This window comes from Micromonospora marina (assembly GCF_900091565.1).
Lineage (GTDB): Bacteria > Actinomycetota > Actinomycetes > Mycobacteriales > Micromonosporaceae > Micromonospora > Micromonospora marina.
The window spans coordinates 1-23,506 of record NZ_FMCV01000006.1 but is presented as its reverse complement, the minus strand read 5'-3'; the positions used below and the strand labels follow the sequence as shown (position 1 = coordinate 23,506).

General features: G+C 72.5%; 19 protein-coding genes and 1 pseudogene. 6 read left to right on the top strand and 14 right to left on the bottom strand.

Annotated elements, in window-relative coordinates:
• The first annotated feature begins 3 nt into the window (after positions 1-3).
• The gene (locus GA0070215_RS10000) at positions 4-1,305 is read left to right on the top strand and encodes a lipopolysaccharide biosynthesis protein (RefSeq protein ID WP_091044386.1); all 1,302 of its coding nucleotides are present in this window, start codon (positions 4-6) and stop codon (positions 1,303-1,305) included.
• A gap of 53 nt (positions 1,306-1,358) precedes the next feature.
• Entirely contained in the window at positions 1,359-2,696 is a 1,338-nt protein-coding gene (locus tag GA0070215_RS09995; protein WP_091044382.1) for a glycosyltransferase, read from the top strand.
• A 61-nt stretch (positions 2,697-2,757) separates the two neighbouring features.
• Here GA0070215_RS09995 and GA0070215_RS09990 read toward each other — a convergent pair whose 3' ends face one another.
• The 3 genes from GA0070215_RS09990 to GA0070215_RS09980 are packed head-to-tail and all read right to left on the bottom strand — an operon-like array spanning position 2,758 to position 6,313.
• Positions 2,758-3,978, bottom strand: coding sequence for a glycosyltransferase (locus tag GA0070215_RS09990; protein ID WP_091044379.1), 1,221 nt, complete (start codon positions 3,976-3,978; stop codon positions 2,758-2,760).
• Positions 3,978-5,141 (bottom strand): glycosyltransferase family 4 protein, encoded by a 1,164-nt coding sequence (locus GA0070215_RS09985; RefSeq protein WP_244166935.1) that lies wholly within the window; start codon positions 5,139-5,141, stop codon positions 3,978-3,980. The genes GA0070215_RS09990 and GA0070215_RS09985 overlap by 1 nt, the downstream gene beginning before the upstream one ends.
• A gap of 41 nt (positions 5,142-5,182) precedes the next feature.
• A complete protein-coding gene (locus GA0070215_RS09980; protein WP_091044372.1) occupies positions 5,183-6,313 on the bottom strand; it encodes a DegT/DnrJ/EryC1/StrS family aminotransferase in 1,131 nt (376 codons plus the stop codon).
• 213 nt (positions 6,314-6,526) lie between these two features.
• On the opposite strand from GA0070215_RS09980, the gene GA0070215_RS09975 reads away from it, so the two are divergent.
• Positions 6,527-7,537, top strand: a complete 1,011-nt coding sequence (locus GA0070215_RS09975) for a DUF389 domain-containing protein (protein WP_091044368.1) — start codon at positions 6,527-6,529, stop codon at positions 7,535-7,537.
• On the opposite strand, the gene GA0070215_RS09970 is transcribed toward GA0070215_RS09975, so the two are convergent.
• Positions 7,500-7,934, bottom strand: a complete 435-nt coding sequence (locus tag GA0070215_RS09970; protein ID WP_091044364.1) for a hypothetical protein — start codon at positions 7,932-7,934, stop codon at positions 7,500-7,502. The genes GA0070215_RS09975 and GA0070215_RS09970 overlap by 38 nt on opposite strands.
• 122 nt (positions 7,935-8,056) lie before the next feature.
• A complete protein-coding gene (locus tag GA0070215_RS09965) occupies positions 8,057-10,543 on the bottom strand; it encodes a Tex family protein (RefSeq protein ID WP_091044362.1) in 2,487 nt (828 codons plus the stop codon).
• Between the two features lie 207 nt (positions 10,544-10,750).
• Between GA0070215_RS09965 and GA0070215_RS09960 the strand changes: the two genes are divergently transcribed.
• On the top strand, positions 10,751-12,211 hold the full coding sequence (locus tag GA0070215_RS09960; RefSeq protein WP_167361503.1) for a D-glucuronyl C5-epimerase family protein: 1,461 nt from the start codon (positions 10,751-10,753) through the stop codon (positions 12,209-12,211).
• Between the two features lie 49 nt (positions 12,212-12,260).
• A complete protein-coding gene (locus GA0070215_RS09955) occupies positions 12,261-13,772 on the top strand; it encodes a deoxyguanosinetriphosphate triphosphohydrolase family protein (RefSeq protein ID WP_091044804.1) in 1,512 nt (503 codons plus the stop codon).
• 7 nt (positions 13,773-13,779) lie between these two features.
• On the opposite strand, the gene GA0070215_RS09950 is transcribed toward GA0070215_RS09955, so the two are convergent.
• The 8 genes from GA0070215_RS09950 to GA0070215_RS09915 all read right to left on the bottom strand — a co-directional run bounded on the left by GA0070215_RS09950 (position 13,780) and on the right by GA0070215_RS09915 (position 22,179).
• Positions 13,780-14,424 carry an acetyltransferase gene (locus GA0070215_RS09950; protein ID WP_091044355.1) on the bottom strand — a complete coding sequence of 215 codons (645 nt, stop codon included), beginning with the start codon at positions 14,422-14,424 and terminating at the stop codon, positions 13,780-13,782.
• On the bottom strand, positions 14,421-15,098 hold the full coding sequence (locus GA0070215_RS09945) for a sugar transferase (protein WP_091044350.1): 678 nt from the start codon (positions 15,096-15,098) through the stop codon (positions 14,421-14,423). Before GA0070215_RS09945 ends, GA0070215_RS09950 begins: the two co-directional genes overlap by 4 nt.
• Before the next feature lie 109 nt (positions 15,099-15,207).
• Positions 15,208-16,353: an MBL fold metallo-hydrolase gene (locus GA0070215_RS09940; protein ID WP_018784907.1), complete on the bottom strand. Its 1,146-nt coding sequence runs from the start codon at positions 16,351-16,353 to the stop codon at positions 15,208-15,210.
• Positions 16,354-16,463: 110 nt separating this feature from the next.
• A complete protein-coding gene (locus tag GA0070215_RS09935) occupies positions 16,464-17,408 on the bottom strand; it encodes an SDR family NAD(P)-dependent oxidoreductase (protein WP_018784908.1) in 945 nt (314 codons plus the stop codon).
• On the bottom strand, positions 17,405-18,589 hold the full coding sequence (locus GA0070215_RS09930) for a zinc-dependent alcohol dehydrogenase (RefSeq protein ID WP_018784909.1): 1,185 nt from the start codon (positions 18,587-18,589) through the stop codon (positions 17,405-17,407). The genes GA0070215_RS09935 and GA0070215_RS09930 overlap by 4 nt, the downstream gene beginning before the upstream one ends.
• Positions 18,590-18,753: 164 nt before the next feature.
• On the bottom strand, positions 18,754-19,515 hold the full coding sequence (locus GA0070215_RS09925; RefSeq protein WP_018784910.1) for a succinate dehydrogenase/fumarate reductase iron-sulfur subunit: 762 nt from the start codon (positions 19,513-19,515) through the stop codon (positions 18,754-18,756).
• On the bottom strand, positions 19,512-21,446 hold the full coding sequence (locus GA0070215_RS09920; protein WP_018784911.1) for a fumarate reductase/succinate dehydrogenase flavoprotein subunit: 1,935 nt from the start codon (positions 21,444-21,446) through the stop codon (positions 19,512-19,514). Before GA0070215_RS09920 ends, GA0070215_RS09925 begins: the two co-directional genes overlap by 4 nt.
• Before the next feature lies 1 nt (position 21,447).
• The gene (locus GA0070215_RS09915; RefSeq protein WP_196806683.1) at positions 21,448-22,179 is read right to left on the bottom strand and encodes a succinate dehydrogenase cytochrome b subunit; all 732 of its coding nucleotides are present in this window, start codon (positions 22,177-22,179) and stop codon (positions 21,448-21,450) included.
• A 35-nt stretch (positions 22,180-22,214) separates the two neighbouring features.
• Between GA0070215_RS09915 and GA0070215_RS09910 the strand changes: the two genes are divergently transcribed.
• Entirely contained in the window at positions 22,215-23,144 is a 930-nt protein-coding gene (locus tag GA0070215_RS09910; RefSeq protein ID WP_018784913.1) for a LysR family transcriptional regulator, read from the top strand.
• Positions 23,145-23,263: 119 nt separating this feature from the next.
• Here GA0070215_RS09910 and GA0070215_RS09905 read toward each other — a convergent pair.
• A pseudogene (locus GA0070215_RS09905) lies at positions 23,264-23,506 on the bottom strand (IS110 family RNA-guided transposase); the annotation flags it as partial.

Sequence of the window (23,506 nt, the reverse complement as noted above, 5' to 3'; positions counted from 1 at the left end):
GCCATGTCGAGCGGGCGGCGCGGAGTGGTGGGCATCGCCGCCGGATCCGCCGGCGGCCAACTGCTGGCGCTGGCCGCGGCGCCGTTGCTGACGAGGCTCTACCGCCCGGCCGACTTCGGTGTCCTCGCCGTGGTCGCCGCGCTCGTGGTCACAGTGGGCACGGTGGCCGCGCTCCGGTTCGAGATGGCAGTTCCGCTACCCGAACGCGAGGAGGACGCCCGGGCGCTGGTACGGCTCGGCCTCGCCGCGGCGACCGGCACGGCGGTCCTGGGTACGGTCGTCGTCCTGCTGACGAGGGACCGGGTCGCCTCCTGGTTCGGTCAGCCGGAACTGGCCCACTGGCTCTGGGTGGTGCCGTTCTCCGCCGCTGCGATGGGCGTCGTCCTCGTGCTCAACCAGTTCGCCGTGCGGCACCGTCGCTACGGGGCGATCGGCCGGCGTAACCTCTTCCAGTCCCTGACGGTGGTGGTCACCCAGATCGTGGCTGGTGTGACGGGACTTCGTCCCGGCGGCCTGGCGCTCGGCTTCGGGTTCGGTCAGCTAGCGGCCGCCGCGGTCCTGCTCCGGGACGTCCGTCGGCGCGGCGCGATCGCCGCCCGGGGCGATCGACGGCCGCCACGCCTGCCGGCGGTCGCGCGCCGGTATCGTCGGTTCCCGCTGCTCCTGGCCCCGTCCGGTCTTCTCAACGTCCTCGGCACGCAGTTGCCGGTGCTGCTCATCGCCTCTTGGTACGGCTCCGCGGTGGCCGGCTGGTTGGGATTGACCCAGCGGGTGATCGCCGTGCCCGCCGCCCTGGTGGCGTCCGCGGTAGCCCAGGTATATCTGGGGGAGGTCGCCCGAATCGCCCGGGAACAACCCCGGCGAGGTCGGCGCGTGTTTCTCGACGCCAGCCGGAGACTGGCCCTGATCGCGGGTCCCGGCGCACTACTCGTGCTGGTCGGCGCGCCGGCAGCCTTCAACCTGGTCTTCGGTCCGCAGTGGGACAGCAGCGGCGCCTACGCACAGGCCCTGGCCGTCTTCATGGCGGCTCAGATCGTCGTCTCACCGCTGTCGCAGACGCTCGTCGTGTTCGAGCGCCAGGCTCTGCAACTCGCCTGGGACGCGGGCCGTGTCGCGGTGGTGGCGGGAGCAGTGTCGGTGGTGGCGCTCGTGGGCGGGTCACCGCTGACCGCGGTCTGGGCGTTCGGGGTGTCCGGCGCGCTGGCGTACGGCGTCGGGTGGTTGATGGCGCTGCGGGTCGTGACGGCGGCCGGCCGGAACCTCGGCAGCGCTCGTTCCGCGCCGCAGCTCGTGGCGCAGAGCTGAGGCGTTCGCATCCTTCGTCACGTCTTGTGTCTTGAGAAATCGTTTATCCCGTCATGAGGAACATCTACCCGGAGCGGGTCCCGCGCCTGCTGATCGTCTCGTATCACTTCCCGCCGGCGGAGACCGTCGGCGCGCGGCGGCCCGCGGCCCTTGCGGCGTTCGCGAAGCAGCAGGGGTGGGAGGTCCGGGTGCTGACCGCAGTAGGCACCGACCAGGGCGACGCCCTCGTCCCGGTGCCTGAGGAGCAGATGATCCGGATCGCGCCGTCGCCGCGGCTCCGGCGGCCCGGCCGGCCTGCGGGAGAGCCGGTGCCGGACGGTACCGCCCCACCGCCGTTCCGGCTTGGGCGACTCCGCTCCGGCGCCGATCGACTTCTGGTAAGGGCTGGCATGGAACTGTTGCTGCCGGACCCCCAGCTCAACTGGATCCGACCACCGGTACAGAACTTCGACCGGGGTGCCGCTGGATGGCGCCCGGACGTCATCCTGGTATCCGGCCCGCCCTTCTCTGGATTCGTCGTGGCCGCCGCACTCGCCCGGCGGTTCCGGGTGCCGTGGGTCGCTGACTACCGGGACCTGTGGTCCGTCGGCAACGAGTACTGGGTGCGCTCCGCACTGCGCCGAGCGGTCGACAAGAGGCTGGAGCGGCGCGTTCTGCGGACCGTGGCGGCGTGCGTGACGGTCTCGGAGCCGCTGGCGGAGACGATCCGCCGCGCCTTCGGTGCGCAGACGCACGTGGTGATGAACGGCATCGACCGCCGGCCAGTACCGATGGAGCCCTCCGCGAACTCGGTGGGCGGCGAGACGCCGACTACCACACTGACGCTCGCACACACCGGCTACATCTATCCGGGAAAGCGTGATCCGAGTCCGCTGATCGATGCGATCGCCCTGCTCGGCGCGGACGCCGCGAAGGTGCACGTGATCTTCGCGGGGGAGGACCACGGCATCACCCGCGCCGCCGCCGAGCGGGCCGGCGTGACCGACTCCGTCACCCTTCTCGGCCAGGTCTCGTCGGAGAAGTCCTGGCGGATCCAGGCGGATGCGGACGTGCTCGTCCTGCTCATGTGGAATGATCCGCGAGCCGCCGGCACGGTGACTGGCAAGATCTTCGACTACCTCCAGGCCCGCCGCCCCATCCTCCTGATCGGTTACGAGAATGGCGTGGCCGCGCGCCTGCTGCGCGAGCGGGAGGCGGGTGTCGTAGCGAACGAGCCAGCCGCGATCGCCGCCCAACTGCGGGAGTGGCTGGCGGTGAAGGAACGGACCGGACGGGTGCCGGCAGTGCCGGCCGCCGCGTTGGACGGATTGTTCCGTGAGGACCAACTCGGCCGTTACCTCGACATCCTCCGGGACGCCGCGCAAGAGGGTGCCCGGCACGCCGACGCCTGAACGGTCCCGGCCGGACGGCGCCCGCACCGGTCGACGGGGGTGCCGTCCGGTGCGCGGTATGTCAGCGTGCGGACGGAAGGGAGGCCGGTGCTCTACGGTCCGACTGTCCGGTGGAGGTCTCGGCGACCGTCCGGTAGAATGACGCCCGACGGGCGTCGAGGGTCTCGGCGGAGAAGTCACGGGCCCGGCGGAGGTTGCGAACCGAGGCTGCCGCGAGCCGGTCCGGGTGGGCCAGCATCGCGGTGACCGTGAAGGCGAGCGCGGCCGGATCGTCGGGCGGCACCAGGCAGTCCGGTTCGAGCAGCTCCGGAATGCCGCCGGCGGTCGACCCGACCGCCGGCAGCGCCCTGGCCATCGCCTCAATGAGCGCCCGGGGCAGGCCCTCGGTACGCGACGGCATCACGAACAGATCTGCCGCGTCCAGCGCCCGGCGGACCGCCTCGGCGTCGGGCAGCGGGCCGGTGAAGCTCACCTGGTCGGCCACTCCCGACCGAGCGGCCAGCTGCTCCAGATGGGGACGGTAGGCGCCCACGCCGACATGCACGAGCCGGGCCTGGGGCCCGTCGGCGGGCATCAGCGCCAGCGCGGAGATGAGCGTGTCGATTCCCTTGTAGAGCTGTTCGAGCGAGCCGACCGACACCAGTGTCGCCACTGGCGGAGGCTGCCGGACCCGCCGGGCCCGCGGCACGAACGCCGCCGGTGGTAGGTCGACGCTGGAGATACCGGCCGTGGGCGTGGTCGGCAACGCGGGGTAGCGGAGTTGCAGGCGCCGATCCGTCTCGTACGCCACGGCGGCGGCCTCGCGGCACTGCCGGCGCAGCGTCTGGGTGGACAGCATGCGCAGTAGCGGCCGCAGTGGATGCCGGACGACTCCCGGGGCGAGTACGTCGTACGGATCGCCTATCACTTCGAGCGCGTACGGGAGGCGGGCCCGGTAGCGTGCCCGTGCCAGCAGTGAACCGATCGGCGAGGGTACCCGGAGCACCACGGCGTCCCGGGGGTCCGCCGCAGCGGTCACCGCCGCGGCGATCGCCCGCCGTCCCAGCAGGTAGCCCTGTGGTCCGACGTAGTACGGCAGCGCCCAGACCTCGACGCCGTCCCCGTCGACCCGGGCCGCAGCCGGGGGGCGCTGTGCGATGTCCCGGACCCGGGCGGCGACGCGTACATTGTCGAAAGCGGCCAGGTAGCGCCGCCAGATCGCGTTGTCCGGCCCGGCCTCGACCCACACCGCGCCGTCGGGAGTGCGGCTGAAGCGCGACTCCGACGTCACCACGACCCGCATCAGGCTCTCCCGCCGGTCCGGCAGGCGGCCTCCACCACGTCGGCGACGTCGCCGGCCGCCACCGTGTTGTCGAAGTGCCGCAGCGCGAACCGCTGGGCCCGCTCACCCCGCAGCCGGAGCCGGCCGTCGGTAAACTCGCCGTAGGCCTGCCGCAGCGCGGCGACCAGCGCCCCCACGTCGTTGCGCGGCACCACCCAGCCGGTCGTCTCGTCGACGGTCTCGGGCAGACCGCCGGCGTCACTGACGATGCAGGGCACACCGGTGGCCCCGGCCTCGCAGGCGGCACCGTGCCCCTCGGACAGCGAAGGACTGACGCTCACGTCGGCGGCGCGGTAGCAGTCGCGTACATCCGACACCGACGTCAACCACGTCACGCTCGGGTCCCGATCGACGCCGAAGCGCTGGATCAATTCCCGCCGGTGCGCCTCCCCGCCTGCCGAGAAACCGGCGCCTACCAGGAGTAGCCGGGCGCCCGGGTGGCCAACACGGAACTCCCGCCAGGCCGCCAGCAGCACGTCGTGGCCCTTGATGCCGCGCCCCTGGTGGACCAGCCTCCGCGGCGGATAGACGTAGGAGACCATGATGACGACGAACATGTCCTCCTCGATGCCGAGTTCGGCCCGTGCCTTGGCTCGCACCTCCCGTCGGTCGGCCGAGCCGGCCAGGTCGGCGAAGTGCGCGGTCCGGGCGCCGTAGGTGACGACCGGGCGCCGGGGTGCGGGGCACCCGAGCGCGCCGTAGAGACCGGAGGTGTGGCCGGTGCCGCAGATGGTGACGTCGTCGAGCCGCCACAACGCCCGTTCGACGAGTTTGATCAGCGGAGAGTCCAGGTACAGCGGCCCGGCCACCATGTGCACCCGGCGCAGCGGCAGACGCATGCTCGCGAAGCGGGCGGCGAGCGCGGACGCGTACAGGTGGTACTTCAGCACGTCCGGGCGGAGCCGGCTGATCAGACGGCGGAGCCGCCACAAGTCCCGCAGCGTCGACGGGCGCGGCCGGAAACGGAAGTCGAACGGCGAGTCGTACACCTCGACACCTCGCCGCCGCAGCTCCTCGGTCAGCCGCCCGGTCCGGCGCGGCAGGACCGCCACCACCTCGTGCCCGCGGCGGCGGAGTTCCTCCACCTGCGGAACGATCCAGAGTCCGCCCTGGTCGGTCTTCAACAGGACGACGATCCGAAGCGGGCGTATACCCGCGCCGGCCGTCACCGGGCGTCCAGGAACTGCTCGACCGCGCCGATGACCCGCGCCAAGCGGTCGTCGTCCAGCGCGGAGCCGCTGGGCAGGGTGAGTGCTCGAGCGAACAGGTGATCCGAGGCGCCCGTCACGACCGCACGGCACCCGGCGAACACCGGCTGCCGGTGCATCGGCTTCCACACGTGCCGGGTTTCGATGTCCCGCGCGGCCAGGTGCGCGCCGAGTTCCGCAGCCGACCACCCGGTCCGCCCGGGGTCGACCACGATGCTGGTCAGCCAGCAGTTCGAGCCCTCGTCCCCGTCGCCGAGCAAGCGGACCCCGGGCACACCGGAGAACAGCTTGGCGTAGCGCTCGCGCAGCAGCCGGCGGCGGCGCATCATCCCGTCCAGCCGGTGCAGCTGTGCCCGGCCCAGGGCGGCGAGCAGATTGCTGAGCCGGTAGTTGTAGCCCACGTCGACGTGCTCGTAGTGCGGCACGGGTTCGCGCGCCTGGGTGGCCAGGTGCCGGCAGCGGGCGAGCAACGCCTCGTCGTCGGAGAGCAGCATTCCGCCGCCGGACGTCGTGATGATCTTGTTGCCGTTGAACGACAGCGCGTTGAGCCGCCCGAAGGATGCGGCGGGACGCCCGCGGTAGGTGGCGCCCAGGGCCTGCGCGGCGTCCTCGACCACCGGCACGCCCGCCGCTTCACACACCGGCAGCAGCTCGTCGTAGTCGGCGCACGTGCCGAACATGTCCGCGATCAGTACCGCCGCGACCCTCTCGCCGGCTCGGGTCAACATGTCGAGCATGTCGGCGAGCGCGGTCACGTCCATGTTGCCGGTCGCCGGGTCGCAGTCGACGAAGACCGGCTCGGCGCCGGTGTAGACAGCGGCGTTGGCGGTGGCCACGAACGTCATCGTGGGCGCCACCACCACGCTTCCCGGTCCGGCCTCGAGCATGAGCAGGGCGAGGTGCAGCGCGGACGTGCCGGAGTTGAGAGCCAGCGCGTGCGCCGCCCCGACGCGCTCCGCGACCTCCCGCTCGAACGCCTCAACCTCCGGTCCGAGCGGCGCCACCCAACCCGAGCGGATCGCACGGAGCACGTAGGACTCCTCCAGGGGCCCGACATCGGGCGGGGACAGGTAGATCCGGCCGGTCATCGAGCCTCCGTCCCCGCAGCGGGATCACGGTCGTGGCAGCGAAGGGTCACGGACGGTAAAACGGCCGACCCGCCGAGGAGTGATGGCGTACGTCGGGTTCGTGCTGAAAAGCACACGATCGTGCCGCGCGGCGGCGCCGGATCGCCCCCGCCTTCCCGGTAACGAGTAGAGTTCGGCGGCCCGTGCCAGGCACCGAAGATCCGGGAGGCCCGAGTGCTGCACCTGAGGGTGATCGCGCCGAGCGACCAGTCGTCGGCGGTCGTGGACCTGCTGGCCGCCGATCCTGGTGTCACGCACCTTGTGGTGCTGCCGGGCGCCGCCCGCCAGCCCGAGGGTGACTACGTCACCTGCGACGTCGTTCGGGAGAGCGCCGACGGCGTGCTGAGCCGGCTCCAGGAGATGGGTGTCGAGGCGCACGGGGCGATTGCGGCCGACGACGTGGAGCTGACCTTGTCCTCTGCGGCCGACCGGGCCGCCGAGGAGGCGCCCGGGCACGGCGAGGACGCCGTGGTCTGGGACGAGATCGCCGCGAAGACCGGTGAGCAGACGGTGCTCACCGGCACGTTCCTCGCTCTGATCGTCGTCGCCACCATGATCGCCGGGGTCGGCGTGCTGCTCGACCAGCCCATCCTGATCGTCGGTGCGATGGTGGTCGGCCCCGAGTTCGGGCCGCTCGCCGCGCTCTGCGTGGCGCTGCTGCGGCGGCAGCCGTGCGTGGCCGGCCGCTCGGTGCAGGCCCTGACCGTCGGCTTCGTCGTCGCCATGGTGGCCACCGTGCTGAGCACGTGGGCGCTCACCGCGGCCGGCCTGGTAGACCGGGACATGCTGCTGGCGGAACGGCCGATGACCGACTTCATCTGGCGCCCGGACGCGCTGTCCTGGGTGGTGGGCCTGCTCGCCGGTGTCGCGGGCATGCTGTCGCTGACGTCGAAGAAGTCCGGGTCGCTCGTCGGCGTGCTGATCTCGGTGACCACGGTGCCGGCGGCGGCGAACGTGGCTGTGGCTTCCGCGTACGGCGTCTGGCACGAGGCGGCCGGCTCCGCTCTCCAACTGGTGATCAACCTGGCGGCGATCGTGCTCGCCGGGCTACTCACTCTCGTGGTCCAGCTGTGCTGGTGGCGGCATGTCGCCCGGCGGGCCGCGCTTGCGGTGCCGCGGCAACGGGCCGATCAGCGGCCGTCGCCGGTCAGGGCCAGTCGTCGCCCGCGTCGAGGCGTCGGCTGAGCAGCGTCGCCAGCGGCACCGACTCGCCGTCGCGCCCGCCCCGGCCGACCACCAGCGGCGGCGCGCTGGGCCGCGGGTCGGCCCCGAGCAGCCGCGAGCGCAGGCCGGGCGGCACGGTGAGCAGATAGAAGCGCCCGTCGGTGTCCACCGCGCGGCTGTGCGCCCGGTCCACGTACCAGCCGGTGATCCGCGTGCGGTAGCGCCCGCGACCGTCGTGGCCGGTCGCGGTCAGCCGGTCGGCGCGCAGCCCGCGCCGCAGCGCCTCGGCGGCGAACCGGGTCACGAGGTCGGCGGCCTCCGCCTGCTCCGCGGCGCGCTCCCGGTCGGCGGCCTCCGCGTGCGCCCGCACCGCGCGGCGCCGCCGCTCCCGCCACCGCTCGTCGTCCTCACCGCCCACGACCGCGAGGGTACGCGGAACCGGCGCCGCCCGGCGTGATCAACTCCAGCTCGCCGAAGTGGTGGTGTCGCGGAGCCTCCGATCCCACCACCTCGGCGAGACTGTGTTGATCAAGGGTGGTGTCAGGCCAGTCCGGCGCGGCGCAGCGCCTCCGCCATCGCGTCGTTGACCGGGGCACCGCCACCGCCACCGCGCCCGGGCCGCTGCTGCTGGGCACCGCGCGACGCGCCGCCCTGCCCGCCACCGCCCTGTCCGTCACCGCCCCGTCCGTCACCGCGTTGCCCGCCGCCGCCCGAGCCGCCGCGTTGCCCGCCGCCGCCCTGCCCGCCGCGCTGGCCGCCCCGCCCCTGGCCGCCCGGCCGAGGGCTGGCGCCGCCCCGGTCCCGTCGGCCGTCGCCGCCCGCCGGGCGTCCGCCACCGGCGGGCGCCTCGTCGTCCAGCCGCAGCGTCAGCGAGATCCGCTTGCGCGGCACGTCCACGTCGAGCACCCGGACCTTGACCACGTCGCCGGACTTCACCACGTCGCGCGGATCCTTCACGAAGGTGTGCGACATGGCCGAGACGTGCACCAGGCCGTCCTGGTGCACGCCCACGTCGACGAACGCGCCGAACGCGGCCACGTTCGTCACCACGCCCTCCAGCACCATGCCAGGCGTCAGGTCGCTGATCTTCTCCACGCCGTCGACGAACGTGGCGGTGCGGAACTCCGGGCGCGGGTCACGGCCCGGTTTCTCCAGCTCGGCCAGGATGTCGGTGACGGTGGGCAGGCCGAACGTGTCGTCGACGAAGTCGGTCGCGCGCAGGCCGCGCAGGAGGGCCGACCTGCCGATCAGCGCGCGCAGGTCCTGCCCGGTGGTGGCGAGGATGCGGCGCACCACCGGGTATGACTCGGGGTGCACGCTGGAGGAATCGAGCGGGTCGTCGCCGCCGGGGATGCGCAGGAAGCCGGCGCACTGCTCGAACGCCTTCGGTCCGAGCCGCGGCACCTTCTTCAGCTCCCCACGGGTGCGGAACGGCCCGTTGGCGTCGCGGTGCAGCACGATGTTCTCGGCCAGCCCGGCGCCGATGCCGGAGACCCGGGTGAGCAGCGGCGCGGAGGCGGTGTTGACGTCGACGCCGACCGCGTTGACGCAGTCCTCGACCACCGCGTCGAGCGAGCGGGACAGCTTCACCTCGGACAGGTCGTGCTGGTACTGCCCGACGCCGATCGACCGCGGGTCGATCTTCACCAGCTCGGCCAGCGGATCCTGGAGGCGGCGGGCGATCGACACCGCGCCGCGCAGCGAGACGTCCAGGCCGGGCAGCTCCTGCGAGGCGTACGCGGACGCGGAGTAGACCGACGCGCCGGCCTCGGAGACCACCACCTTGGTCAGCTTCAGCTCCGGGTGCCGCTTGATCAGGTCACCGGCCAGCTTGTCGGTCTCCCGGCTGGCGGTGCCGTTGCCGATCGCGACCAGTTCGACGCCGTGCGCGGCGGCGAGCGTGGCGAGCGTGTGCAGCGACGCGTCCCACTGCCGGCGCGGCTCGTGCGGATAGATGGTGTCGGTGGCGACCACCTTGCCGGTGGCGTCGACCACCGCGACCTTCACACCGGTGCGCAGGCCCGGGTCCAGGCCCATCGTCGCCCGTGCCCCGGCGGGCGCGGCCAGCAGCAGGTCACGCAGGTTGGTGGCGAAGACCCGCACGGCCTCCTCCTCGGCCGCCTGCCACAGCCGCATCCGCAGGTCCGCGCCCAGGTGGATCAGGATCCGGGTACGCCAGGCCCAGCGCACCGTGTCGGTCAGCCACCTGTCGGCGGGCCGTCCCTGGTCGCTGATGCCGAAGCGTCCGGCCACGGCCGCCTCGTAGCGGCTGGGGCCGGGGTTCGCGTCGGCGTCCCCGTCGGCCTCCGGGTCCATGGTCAGCTCCAGCACGCCCTCCTTCTCGCCGCGGAACATGGCGAGGATGCGGTGCGAGGGCAGCTTCGGGTACGGCTCGGCGAAGTCGAAGTAGTCCGCGAACTTCGCCCCGGCGGTCTCCTGGCCGTCGCGTACCCGGGAGACCAGCCGGCCCCGCGACCACATCTGCTCGCGCAGCGTGCCGATCAGGTCGGCGTCCTCGGCGAAGCGCTCGATCAGGATGGCCCGCGCCCCGTCCAGGGCGGCGGCGGTGTCCGCGACGCCCCTGTCCGGGTCGGCGAACCTGGCGGCGACCGTCTTCGGGTCCTGGGCCGGATCGGCCAGGAGCGTGTCCGCGAGCGGCTCCAGTCCGGCCTCGCGGGCGATCTGCGCGCGGGTGCGCCGCTTCGGCTTGTAGGGCAGGTAGATGTCCTCCAGGCGGGACTTGGAGTCGGCGGCGAGGATCTGCGCCTCGAGCGCCTCGTCCAGCTTGCCCTGGCTCCGGATCGACTCCAGCACCGCCGCGCGCCGCTCGTCCAGCTCGCGCAGGTAGCGCAGGCGCTCCTCCAGCGTGCGTAGCTGCGCGTCGTCGAGCAGGCCGGTGGCCTCCTTGCGGTAGCGGGCGATGAACGGCACCGTGGCGCCGCCGTCGAGCAGCTCGACTGCCGCCCGTACCTGCCGTTCGGCGACGCCGAGTTCTTCGGCGATCCGTTGGTGCACTGAGTGGGTCACGATCTGATCCGCCTTCTTCGGGTGGGTTCCCGTGCATTCTGCCGTCCCATCCCGCGACCGGTGTCCGCGCCCGCCCGCCGTGCCGGAGGTCGGTAACAGTCATGAATACTCATGTTATGTATGTCTATTCCACGCATGATGAAACGAGGCTGGCAAAAGCGGCAGGCGGTTGCTGGGATGGAGGACACTCCCGACCTTGGAGGTCCCATGAGGATCCGGTTTTCCTGGTGCGCGTGGGTGGCGGCCGTGCTCGCCCTCGGCCTGACGGGGACGCCGGTGGCCGGCACGGCGGCCGCCACCGCACTCCCCGGGCGGAGCGCGAAGCTCACCGCGTATGCCCGGGACGGCTACCTGCCGCGCCTGCTGCCCGGCTCGGTCTCACCGACCTCGCGGCAGATGACAGTCCCGCGGACCGACCCGCTGGCGCACGACGCCTCGGGGGTGCGGCTCTTCACCTGGCAGGGCGTCCTCTACGACCACCCGGTGGTGCAGGCCGACTGGGGACTGGACAACCTCAACGCCTACCAGGTCACCAGCGACCGGTTCTTCCTCGACCGGGCGATCGCGCAGGCGCGGCGGAACCTGGACCGCAAGGTGGAATCCCGCGGCGCGTGGTGGTACTCGTACCCCTTCGACCTGCCTCGGTGCACCGGGCTGGTGCTCCAGGCGCCCTGGTACAGCGCCATGGCGCAGGGGGAACTGCTCAGCCTGTTCGTCCGGCTGTACGAGGTGACCGGCGACGCCACGTGGCGTACGGCGGCGGACCGTACGTTCCTCAGCCTCACCCTCGGACCACAGCTCGGGGTGCCCTGGGTGAGCTGGACCGACACGGACGGCTACCTGTGGCTGGAGGAGTATCCGGACAACCCGGGCGTGCGCGGGGAACGGGTTCTCAACGGCATGATCTACGCGTTCTACGGCGTTTACGACTACTGGCGGATCACCCGGGACAGCCGGGCGGTTAGCCTGATGGACGGGACGGCCACGACCGTACGGCGCTACGTGCCGGCCACGCTGCGCGTTCCGCAGTGGGCCAGCCGGTACTCGGTCGGCTGCGCCCGGTCCTACCCGAGCTACCACCAGGTGCACACCCAGCAGATGCTCGCGCTGCACCAGCTCACCCACGCCGGCGTGTTCGCCGCGTACGCCGATGTGCTGCGCGCCGACTACCCGTACCCGCCTGTCGACGGCATCGTGTGGTTCGGCCCCGGCTCCCACGTCGCCTACCAGTTCGACGCCGCCGGCCGGGTCGTCGCGCAGAAGTCGATCAACCTGATCCGGTTCTCCACCGCCACCGCCGACCAGCGCGTCCGGGTGGCTGGCCGGGGCGTGCACTACCGCATGGCGAACGGGGTGTTCGCCGGCATGTTCGTGGCGGAGGACGCGCAGAACCGGTGGCTCGCCGGGAAGTTCGTCGAGCACACGTACGCGCCCACCCGGCTGCTGACCGTCGAGCCCGGCACCTACACCGGCTACGCGTACGACAGCAGGTGGCAGGTCGTCGGGTCCAAGACCGTCACCTTCCCGCGCGCCTCGGGCGCGTTCCTCGGCGCCAGCGCCTGGGTGAACGGGCGCCTGAGCTACCAGGTCACCGCCGGTACCTATCTCGGCTACTGGCTGCCGGCGGCACCCGGTCTGGTGCTGGGGGACGCGCCCCCGCTGGCCTAGGCGCAGGTCGCGCCCCGCCGGCCGGTTCGGCTGCGCTAGCGTGGCGATCATGGAGGTACCTGCGGATCCGCGGGCCCGGCGGCTGTTCGGTGGCAGCGCCCGGGCGCTCGGCGACCTGGCCGCCGGCCCGTTCCGGGCCGACCGGGACCGGATCGTCGGTTCGCCGTTCTTCACCCGGCTGGGTGGCGTGACCCAGGTGATCAGCCCGGGTGGCTCCGGGCTGCTTGTGCACAACCGGCTCACCCACAGCCTGAAGGTGGCCCAGGTGGCCCGGGCGATCGCGGAGCGGCTGACCGCCGACCCGGCGTACCGGGATCTGCTGGAGAAATTCGGCGGCTGCGATCCGGAGGTGGTGGAGGCCGCCGCGCTCGCGCACGACCTCGGGCACCCGCCGTTCGGGCACCTGGGGGAGCGGGTGCTCGACCGGCTGGCCCGGCAGCGGCTCGGGCTGGCCGACGGCTTCGAGGGCAACGCCCAGTCGTACCGGATCGTCACCAGCACCGAGATCCGCGGCGCGGCGACCACCGGGCTGGATCTGACCGCGGCGGTCCGGGCGGCCATGCTGAAGTACCCGTGGACCCGGCTGGACCATCCCGACCCGCACCCGCGTCACCTGGACCCGGCGCCCCGGGGCGCGGCGGCCCCGCCGGAGGATCCGGAGAGCGGGTCGGTCAAGTTCGGCGCGTACCGCACCGAGCTGGACGACCTGCGGCAGGCGCGGGAGCCGTTCGCCGGGCGGATCCCGGACTGGCAGCAGACCCCCGAGGCGTCGGTGATGGACACCGCCGACGACATCGCGTACGCGATCCACGACGTGGAGGACTTCTACCGCGTCGGGGTGCTCCAGCAGGGCGCGGTGGCGGCCGAGCTGATGGCCTGGCAGCGCGAGTGCGGTCACCTGCGGTCGATCACGGCGCCGGCGCTGGAGGGGGCGGGCCGGCGGCCCGGTGCGGCGATCGAGCGGCTGCGCCGGCAGTTGCACCGCAAGGACGGCTGGATCGCCGACGACGAGGCGTTCGCCGCCGCCGTCGAGCACGTCCGCGAGGAGCTGGTGGAGGGGCTGCTGGCGCTGCCGTTCGACGGCTCGATCGAGGCGGAGCAGTACGTGGCCCGGTTCTCCGCCCGCTGGTCCACCCGTTTCGTGGACGCCATCACCGTCACCCCGGAGCCGGACGTCCGCTCCGGGTACGTGCTGCTGGCGAAGGCGCAGTGGCACGAGGTGCAGGTGCTCAAGTTCGTGCACCACCGGTTCGTGCTGGCCCGCCCGGACCTCGCCCTGCACCAGCGCGGTCAGGCCCGGCTGCTGGGTACGCTGGTGGAGGCGCTCTGGGAGTGGCTGCTGGACCCGGACGAGGAGTCCCGGTTGCCGCGCCGGCTGCACGACCTGGTGGAGCTGGCCGAGGCGGAGTTGCACCCGCGTACCCCGGACCGGATCGGCCGGGCCCGGGGCCGGGCCATCATCGACTTCGTCGCGCAGCTCACCGACGGTCAGGCGGTGGCGATGCTGGACGCGTTGTCGGGACGTTCGGGCGCCCTCTGGACGGACGCCTTCGTGCTCTGAGGACCGCTCAGCGGGCCGGCACGCCCTTGACCACGATCTCCGGCGGAACGTCGCGCACCACGCACGCACCGGCGCCGACCGTCGCGCCGGTGCCGACCCGCAGTCCCGGGAGCACCACGGCACCCGCGCCGATCAGTGCGGCGGTGTCGAGGCGGCAGTCGCCGGAGACCGCCGCGAGCGGATGCAGGGAGACGTGGTCGCCGACCACGCAGTCGTGCGCGAGGGTGGCGTTCTGGTTGACGTGCAGATGCCGTCCGGCGGTGACGTTGGTGGTGATCCGGCCACCGGCGAACACCACCAGGCCCTCGGCCGACACCAGGTCCGGGCCGACTGTGGCATCCGGGTGGACGAGACTCGCCGCCGGCCTGCCGTACGCGTCGACCTGCGCGCTCACCTTCTGCCGGACGCGTGGGTCGCCCAGTCCGAGCACGACGTGGGTCTCCGGCGGCAGCTGCCCGAGCGCCGCCACGGTCCCCAGGTACGGGGCGCCGAACGACTCGGCGCGTTTGCGGTTCCGCTCGGACGGGTTGTCGTCGACGAAGCCGACCAGCCGCCACGGCGGCCGGATGGAGGCGTCGTTGACCGCTGCCACGATCTGGGCGATCTCCCGGCCGTGGCCGCCGCAGCCGACGACGACGAGGTCGAGGGTCACCGCGATCCGCGTCCCGCGGTCGCGGGCACCTGCCGTTCGCCGGCGGTACCGCGGAACTCGTGCGCGGTGGCGGTGCCGGGCGCGCTGATGCCCTGCCGGCGGAGCACTGCCACCGCGGTCCGGGCCAGGATGCGGGCGTCCAGGAGGAGGCTCCAGCGCTGCACGTAGTGCAGGTCGTAGGCGAAGCGCTCCGCCCAGCCCAGCTTGTTGCGGCCGTTCACCTGCGCGAGGCCGGTCAGACCGGGCCGGACGTCGTGCCGGCGGAACTCGTCCGGCGTGTAGAGGTCGCGGTAGCTGGTCGGGAACGGGCGCGGACCCACAAGGCTCATGTCGCCGCGCAGGATGTTCCAGAGGCTGGGTAGCTCGTCCAGGCTGGTCGCCCGCAGCCACCGTCCCAGGGGTGTCAGCCGCGCCTGGTCGTCGCCGGGGGAGAAGCGGTCGTCACCACCCGCCATGGACCGGAACTTCAGGATGGTGAACTCGCGGCCGTACCGGCCGATCCGCTGTTGACGGAAGATGATCGGGCGGCCCATGCCGAGCAGGACCGCGACCGCGACCACGGCCAGGATCGGCGCTGCCACCAGCAGGGCAGTGGCCGAGACGGCGACGTCGACGCCCCGCTTGAGGGCCGCGGCGACACTCGCCTGTGAGGTGGGTGTGTGTAGATCTTCCACGCCTGGGGAGAGGCGAACCTGCATGCTGTCCTCCGGCCGCTGACTCGTCAGCGAACAGAGTACGCAAATATGCGCAGAAGCATGCCTTGTCCGAATTTTTCGGCGTGGTTCAGGCGATCGACTGCCACCACCCGTCCACCGACGGCGGCTCGTCCACCACGACCCGCTCGCCGGGACGCGGCACCGCGAGCCGCACGTCGCGCGCCTTCGCCTCCGCCCAGAGCCGGTCCACCGGCTCGGACCAGTCGTGCAGGGCCAGGTTGAACGTGCCCCAGTGCACCGGCACCAGCAGCCCGCCGCGGACGTCCAGGTGGGCGGCGACCGCCTCCTCCGGGAACATGTGGATGTGCGGCCACGCCCTGTCGTACGCGCCGATCTGCATCAGCGTCACGTCGAACGGGCCGTGTTCGGCGCCGATCGCGGCGTACCCGTCGAAGTAGCCGGAGTCGCCGGTGTAGAAGACCCTCCGGTGCGTACCGGTGATCGTCCAGGAACTCCAGAGCGTGCCGTCGCGGCGCAGCCCGCGCCCGGAGAAGTGCTGCGCGGCGGTCGCGGTGAGCGTCAGCCCGCCGGCCCGGTGGCTCTCCGACCAGTCCAGCTCGACGATGCGGTGCTCGGGTACGCCCCAGCGGGCCAGGTGGGCGCCGACGCCGAGCGGCACCACGAACGGCGCGGACTGGAGGTCGGCCAGCCGGCGCACGGTCTCCATGTCCAGGTGGTCGTAGTGGTCGTGCGAGATCAGCACCGCGTCCAGCGGGGGCAGCTCGGGCAGGCGCACCGGCGGCTCGTGGATGCGCCGCGGCCCGACCAGCCCGGACGGGGAGCACCTGTCGCTCCACACCGGGTCGAGCAGCACCCGGTGTCCCTCGATCTCGACGAGCGTGGAGGCGTGGCCGTACCAGATCACGTTCAGTTCGCGGACCGGGTCGGCGGCGGGCGCGGCACCGGGGCGCAGCAGCGGCACCTGGCTGCCCGGCCGCCGCTTCTGCTTGCCGAAGATCAGCTCCCGGACGAGGTTACGGCCCGGGTCGGCGACCATCGTGGCGGTGGCGCCGGCCGGATTGTGGAAGGTGCCGTCGCGGAAGCGCGGTGACCGGGCCGCCCGTTCCGCCCGGGTGCCGGTGAGCCGGCCGCCGAGTTGGGCCGGGACGTCCCGCGCCACCCAGGCCAGGCCGGCGACGGCGGCCAGCCCGGCGAGCTTCCAGACCCGCCCGCCGCGCGTCCGGTCCGGTTCCCGCCCCGTCGATTCCCGCATGCTCGTCCCTCCGCCGTGTCCCGTCGTACACGGTAACCACCCGCGTTCCGGCCCGCCCGCGCGACGGCCGCCCCGGGACGGGCCGGCCGTGCGCGGGTCCGCCGCGACGGTCAGGGCAGCCGGCGGCGTACCGCCGACGCCACGGTGGCGGCCCGCCCGCCGACCGCGCGTACCACCCGGGCCGGGTCCGGCAGCCATCCGCCCCGGACCGCCTCGCCGGCGGAGTTCGGCGTGAACACGACGCCCTCGTGCGGGGCGACCGGCGTCCGGGTCAGCCCGGCCAGGCGCATCAGCGGCCCGACCAGCACGTCGTACACGCCGGGCAGGACGGTGAAGCCGAAGCGCATGACCACGTTGAGCCGTCCCACCGACACCTCCCGGCGGGGCCGGTCGAGGCAGTGCGCGATGGCCCGTGCCACCCGTTCGGGCGACGCGATCGGGGGCGGCGGGCGGCCGATCCGCCCCAGGTAGTTGGCCGCCTGCCGGTAGACGGGTGTGTCGACGCTACCCGGGTTGACCAGGCAGATCGCGACGCCGGGCGTCTCCCGCGCCTCCTGCTGGAGCGTGCGGGCCAGCCCCTGCAGGCCCCACTTGGCGGCGACGTAGCCGCTCATGTAGGGCGCGGTGATGTGCCCGAGCACCGAGCCGGTGAGCACGAGCGTGCCGCCGCCGGCGTCCCGGAACCGGCGCAGCGCCTCCCGCGCCACCGTGGCGGCGGCCAGCAGGTCGGTGCGGACCACCTGCTCGAACACCTCGGCCGGGGTCTCGTCGAAGCGGCCGTAGGACATGACCGCAGCGGTGTGCACCCAGGCGTCCACGCCGCCGAACTCGGTCCGCGCCGCGTCCGCGAGCGCGGCCACCGCGCCGGGCTCGGTCACGTCCATCGGTACGGCGATCGCCCGCGCGCCCGCCGCCCGGCACTCGTCGCGCACCTCGTCGAGTGTGGCGGGGGAGCGGGCCGCGAGGACCAGCCGGTCCCCGCGGCCGGCCAGCTCCCGCGCGGTCGCCCGGCCGATCCCGCTGGTCGCGCCGGTGACGACCACTGTCCGGGTCACGGCGCGAGCACGACCTTGACGCAGCCGTCCTCCTTCTTCTGGAACATCTCGTACGCGCCCGGCGCGTCGGTCAGCGGCAGCCGGTGGGTCCGCAGGTCCTCCACGCCCAGCGGGTCGTCGTCGCGCTCCAGCAGCGGGATGATCTCGTCGACCCAGCGCCGCACGTGGCACTGCCCCATGCGCAGCTGGATACCCCTGTCGAACATCTCCATCAGCGGCATCGGGTCCTGCTCGCCGCCGTACACGCCGGAGATCGACACGGTGCCGCCGCGCCGCACGGCCTTGACCGCGGCGTGCAGCACCACCAGCCGGTCCACGCCGGCCTTGTCGGTCATCGCCTGGGCCAGCTTGTCCGGCAGCAGCCCGGCGGCGGTCTGCGCCACCTTGCCCAGCGGCGCGCCGTGCGCCTCCATGCCGACCGCGTCGATCACCGCGTCCGGGCCGCGCCCGTCGACCAGGTCGATGAGCGCGCCGGGCACGTCGTCGAGCTGGCTGACGTCGAGCACCTCGATGCCGTGACGCCGGGCCATCTCCAGCCGCTCGGGCACCAGGTCCAGCCCGATCACCCGGCCGGCGCCCAGGTGCCGGCCGATCCGGGCGCTGAACTGCCCGACCGGGCCGAGCCCGAACACGGCGAGCGTGCCGCCGGGCGGGACGTCCGCGTACTTCACGGCCTGCCAGGCGGTGGGCAGGATGTCGGACAGGTAGAGCCAGCGCTCGTCCGGACCGCTGTCCGGGATCGTGATCGGGCCGAACTGGGCCTGCGGTACGCGCAGGTACTCGGCCTGGCCGCCGGGGACCGAGCCGTACAGCGAGGTGTAGCCGAACAGGGACGCGCCCTTGCCCTGGCTGGTCACCTGCGTGGTCTCGCACTGCGCGTAGAGCTGCCGCTCGCACATCCAGCACGAGCCGCAGGAGATGTTGAACGGGACGACCACCCGGTCGCCCTTCTTGAGCCGGGTCACGCCGGGCCCGACCTCCTCGACGATGCCCATCGGCTCGTGCCCGAGGATGTCGCCGGGCTTCAGGTACGGCCCGAGCACCTCGTACAGGTGCAGGTCGGAACCGCAGATCGCGGTCGAGGTGATCCGGACGATCGCGTCGGTCGGCTCCTCGATCCGGGGATCCGGGACGTCCTCGACCCGAACGTCCCGCTTGCCGTGCCAGGTCAGTGCCTTCATGCCTGTGTGTCCCCTCTCCGGTGCCGTCCATCGGACTGCTACCCGCGAGAGGCGGGTTGAATCGGCGGCGCGCCGACGCCGGCGGCCTGATACCCCTGGTCAACGGCGACCGCCGCGCCCCCGGGTGCGGGGCGCGGCGGTCGCGTGGGTTCGTCCGGCGGCGGTCAGGAGCCGGGCGTGCCCGAGCGCTTGGCCGTCGCCTTCAGGTAGTCCCGGTTGAGGCGGCCGATGGTGTTCAGCGGGATGCCCTTCGGGCAGGCCGAGGCGCACTCGCCGACGTTGGTGCAGCCGCCGAAGCCGGCCTCGTCGTGCGCGTCCACCATGCCGATCACCCGGGTGTAGCGCTCCGGCTGGCCCTGCGGCAGCAGCGAGAGCTGGGTGATCTTCGCGGCGGTGAACAGCATGCCGGAGCCGTTCGGGCAGGCCGCCACGCAGGCGCCGCAGCCGATGCAGGCCGCCGAGGAGAACGCCGCGTCCGCGTCGGCCTTCGGCACCGGCACCGAGTGCGCCTCCGGGGCGCTACCGGTCGGCGCGGTCACGTAGCCGCCGGCGGCGATGATCTGGTCGAACGCGTTGCGGTTGACCACGAGGTCCTTGACGACCGGGAACGCGCGGGCCCGCCACGGTTCGATGTCGATCGTGTCGCCGTCGGAGAACTGCCGCATGTGCAGCTGGCAGGCGGTGGTGCCGCGCTGCGGCCCGTGCGCCTCACCGTTGATCATGAGGCTGCACGCGCCGCAGATGCCCTCGCGGCAGTCGTGGTCGAACGCGACCGGCTCCTCGCCGTCGAGGATGAGCCGCTCGTTGAGCACGTCGAGCATCTCCAGGAAGGACATGTCCGGGGACACGTCCTGCACCGGGTAGGTCACCATCCGACCCTTGTCCTCGGGGCCGTGCTGGCGCCAGATGCGCAGGGTCAGGTTCACTTGTAGCTCCGCTGCGTGGGGTGGACGTATTCGAAGGTCAGGTCTTCCTTGTGCAGCACGGGCTCACCGGTGCCGGTGTACTCCCAGGCCGCCACGTAGGCGAACCGGTCGTCGTCGCGCTGCGCCTCGCCGTCCGGGGTCTGGTACTCGGCCCGGAAGTGCCCGCCGCACGACTCCTCGCGGTGCAGCGCGTCGATGCACATGAGCTCGGCCAGCTCGAAGAAGTCGGCCACCCGGCCGGCCTTCTCCAGCGACTGGTTGAGCCCCTCGCCGTCGCCCGGCACGCGCACCCGCTGCCAGAACTGCTCGCGCAGCGAGCGGATCTCGTCGATCGCCTTGCGCAGCCCGGCCTCGGAGCGCTCCATGCCGCAGTGCTCCCACATGATCTGGCCCAGCTCGCGGTGGAACGAGTCCACGGTGCGGTCGCCGTTGATCGCCAGCAGCCGCTTGATCCGCTCCTCGACGTCGGTCCGCGCCGCGACCGCCTCGGGGTGGCTGGCGTCGACCTGGTCCAGCGGGCCGGAGGCCAGGTAGTTGGCGAGCGTGTTCGGCAGCACGAAGTAGCCGTCGGCCAGGCCCTGCATCAGCGCCGAGGCGCCGAGCCGGTTCGCGCCGTGGTCGGAGAAGTTGGCCTCACCGATCACGAACAGGCCGGGGATCGACGACTGGAGGTCGTAGTCGACCCAGAGGCCGCCCATCGTGTAGTGCACGGCGGGGTAGATCCGCATCGGCACCTCGTACGGGTCCTCGCCGGTGATCCGCTCGTACATCTCGAAGAGGTTGCCGTACTTGGCCTCGATGGCCTTGCGGCCGAGCCGGTTGATCGCGTCGGCGAAGTCCAGGTAGACGCCGAGGCCGGTCGGGCCGACGCCGCGTCCCTCGTCGCACACGTTCTTCGCGGCGCGGGAGGCGATGTCGCGGGGGACCAGGTTGCCGAAGGACGGGTAGATCCGCTCCAGGTAGTAGTCCCGCTCGTCCTCGGGGATGTCCCGCGGGCTGCGCTGGTCGCCCTTGGCCTTGGGCACCCACACCCGGCCGTCGTTGCGCAGCGACTCGCTCATCAGGGTCAGCTTCGACTGGTGGTCGCCGGATACCGGGATGCAGGTCGGGTGGATCTGCGTGTAGCAGGGGTTCGCGAAGTACGCGCCCTTGCGGTGCGCCCGCCAGGAGGCGGTGACGTTGCAGCCCTTGGCGTTCGTGGAGAGGTAGAAGACGTTGCCGTAGCCGCCGGAGGCGAGCACGACCGCGTCGGCCATCTCGGTGCTGATCTCACCGGTGACCATGTCGCGGACCACGATGCCGCGCGCCCGGCCGTCGACGATCACCAGTTCGAGCATCTCGTGGCGGGCGTTCATCTCCACGTTGCCCAGGCCGATCTGCCGCTCCAGGGCCTGGTACGCGCCGAGCAGCAGCTGCTGGCCCGTCTGGCCCCGGGCGTAGAAGGTGCGCTGCACCTGGGCGCCGCCGAAGGAGCGGGTGTCCAGCAGGCCGCCGTACTCCCGGGCGAAGGGCACGCCCTGGGCCACGCACTGGTCGATGATGTTGACCGACACCTCGGCCAGGCGGTGCACGTTCGACTCGCGGGAGCGGAAGTCGCCGCCCTTGACCGTGTCGTAGAACAGGCGGTGCACCGAGTCGCCGTCGTTGCGGTAGTTCTTGGCGGCGTTGATGCCGCCCTGCGCGGCGATCGAGTGGGCCCGGCGCGGGCTGTCCTGGTAGCAGTAGGACCGCACCCGGTAGCCCTGCTCGGCCAGCGTGGCGGCGGCGGAGCCGCCGGCCAGTCCGGTGCCGACCACGATCACCGTCATCTTCCGGCGGTTGGCCGGGTTGACCAGCTTCATCTCGAAGCGGTGGCGGTCCCACCGCGTCTCGATCGGGCCGTCCGGGGCCCGGGTGTCGGCGATCGGGTCGCCGGAGGTGTAGAGATCCATGTCAGGCCACCAATCCGGTGATCACGGCGAACGGGACCAGCAGGTAGCCGCCGACGAGCGCGACGGCGAAGACGAGCGCGGCGATCCGGGCCCGGCGTTCGCCCTTGGGAGTCTGCTGGCCGAGGCTGCGGAACGCGCTGAAGGCGCCGTGGCGCAGGTGGAAGCCGAGGGTCACCAGCGCGAGGGTGTAGAAGAGCGTGACGTACCAGCGCTCCGGCGCGAAGTCGGCGACCACGTTGCCGTACGGGTTGGCCGGGTCGCCCTGCGGGTTCAGGTGACCCGTGGTCAGGTCGAGGATGTGGTAGATCACGAACAGCAGGATGATCACACCACCCCAGCGCATCGTGCGGGCCGCGTAGTTCACGTGGATCTTGCGGCGGTGCGCGTACGGCACCGGGCGGGCGGCCCGGGACCGCTTCGCCAGCACGACGGCCGCGCCGATGTGCGCGAGGACGGCCACGGTGAGCGCCGCGCGCTGGATCCACAGGAACCAGGTCGTGGGCAGCAGCGGCGTGCCGATGTCCCGCAGCCAGTGCGCGTAGTGGTCGAACGACGTCTCGCCCGTGAAGATCTTCAGGTTGCCGAGCATGTGCGCGATCAGGAACAGCACGAGGATGATGCCCGTCACCGCCATGACGGCCTTGAGACCGACGTTCGAGCGGATGGGCGATCGAGTTTTCGTGATTACCACAGGCTCGACGCTAGGAGCACTTCGATCAGGCGTCCAATGCATCGAAATCGCAGCGTTGATAGCCGTAGGCTATGTAGATGCAGCTCCATCAGCTTCGGTACTTCGCAGCGGTCGCCGAAGTACGACATTTCACCCAGGCAGCCGATCTTGTCGGCATCACCCAGCCCTCGCTGAGTAAGCAAATTCACGCTCTGGAGACCGACCTGGGGGCACCGCTGTTCGAGCGGGTAAGGGGCAACATCACACTCACCGCGGCCGGTGAGGTGCTGCTGCCGCTGGCCAAGCGGATCCTCGCCGACGTGGAGACGGCCACCCGTGAGGTGCAGGAGCTGGTGGGGCTGCGCCGGGGCCGGGTCCGGCTCGGCGCCACGCCCAGCCTGGCCACCTCGCTGGCCCCGCCGGTGCTGCGCCGGTTCCGCGACGCGTACCCCACGGTCGACCTGCGCGTGGAGGAGGGCGGCTCGCAGGACCTCGTCCGGGACCTGCTCCGCGGCGACCTCGACCTCGCCCTGATCATCATGCCGGCGGCCGGCGCCGACCCGGGGCTGCGCGCCGACCCGATCCTGCGCGAGAGCCTGGTGGTCGCCTCGGTCGACCCGCTGCCGGGCACCTCGCCCGCCGGGGAGCTGCGCATCACCGACCTGCGCGACCAGCCGCTGGTCATGTTCCGCGAGGGTTACGACCTGCGCGATGCCACGCTCCAGGCGTGCCGGGCGGCCGGGTTCGAGCCGACCCTGTCCGTGGACGGCGGGGAGATGGACGCGGTGCTCAGCTTCGTCGAGGCCGGGCTCGGCGTCGCGCTGGTGCCCGGCATCGTGGTGGCCCGCCGCGCCGGCATCCGGGTCACCCGGCTCGTCCCGCCCGGCGTCCGCCGGACCATCGCGGTGGCCCGCCGCCGCGACGTGGTGCCCACCCACGCCGGGCGCGAGCTGCGCCGCATCCTCCTGGAGTACGTCCACGACGCCACCGCCACCGCCGAACTCCCCCCGGGCGTGGAGCCGTTGTAGCCCCGCCCCGCCGCCCCGTCGATCTGACCGGTAAATGACCTGTACCACGGTGGGTTTTGGGCGCGCGGGGGTGGCCCGGCGTCGGTGGGTCGACGCGGGTGGGGTTGGGGTGTGGGGTGTCAGGTGGCGGGTTGCAGGGTGACGGTGTGGCCGAGGGATTCGAGTTGTCGGACGAGGCTGTTGGTCCTGCGGGTGGTGTTGATCCGGCGGTCGTGGAAGTCGGCGCCGAGGTCGTGGTAGCGGGCCGTCGGGTCAGCGAGTAGGTGCCAGATGATCACGAGGATGGACCGGGCGACGGCGACCAGGGCCTTGCGCTTGCCCCGGCGTGTGACCAGACGTCGGTACCGTGCGGACAGGAACGT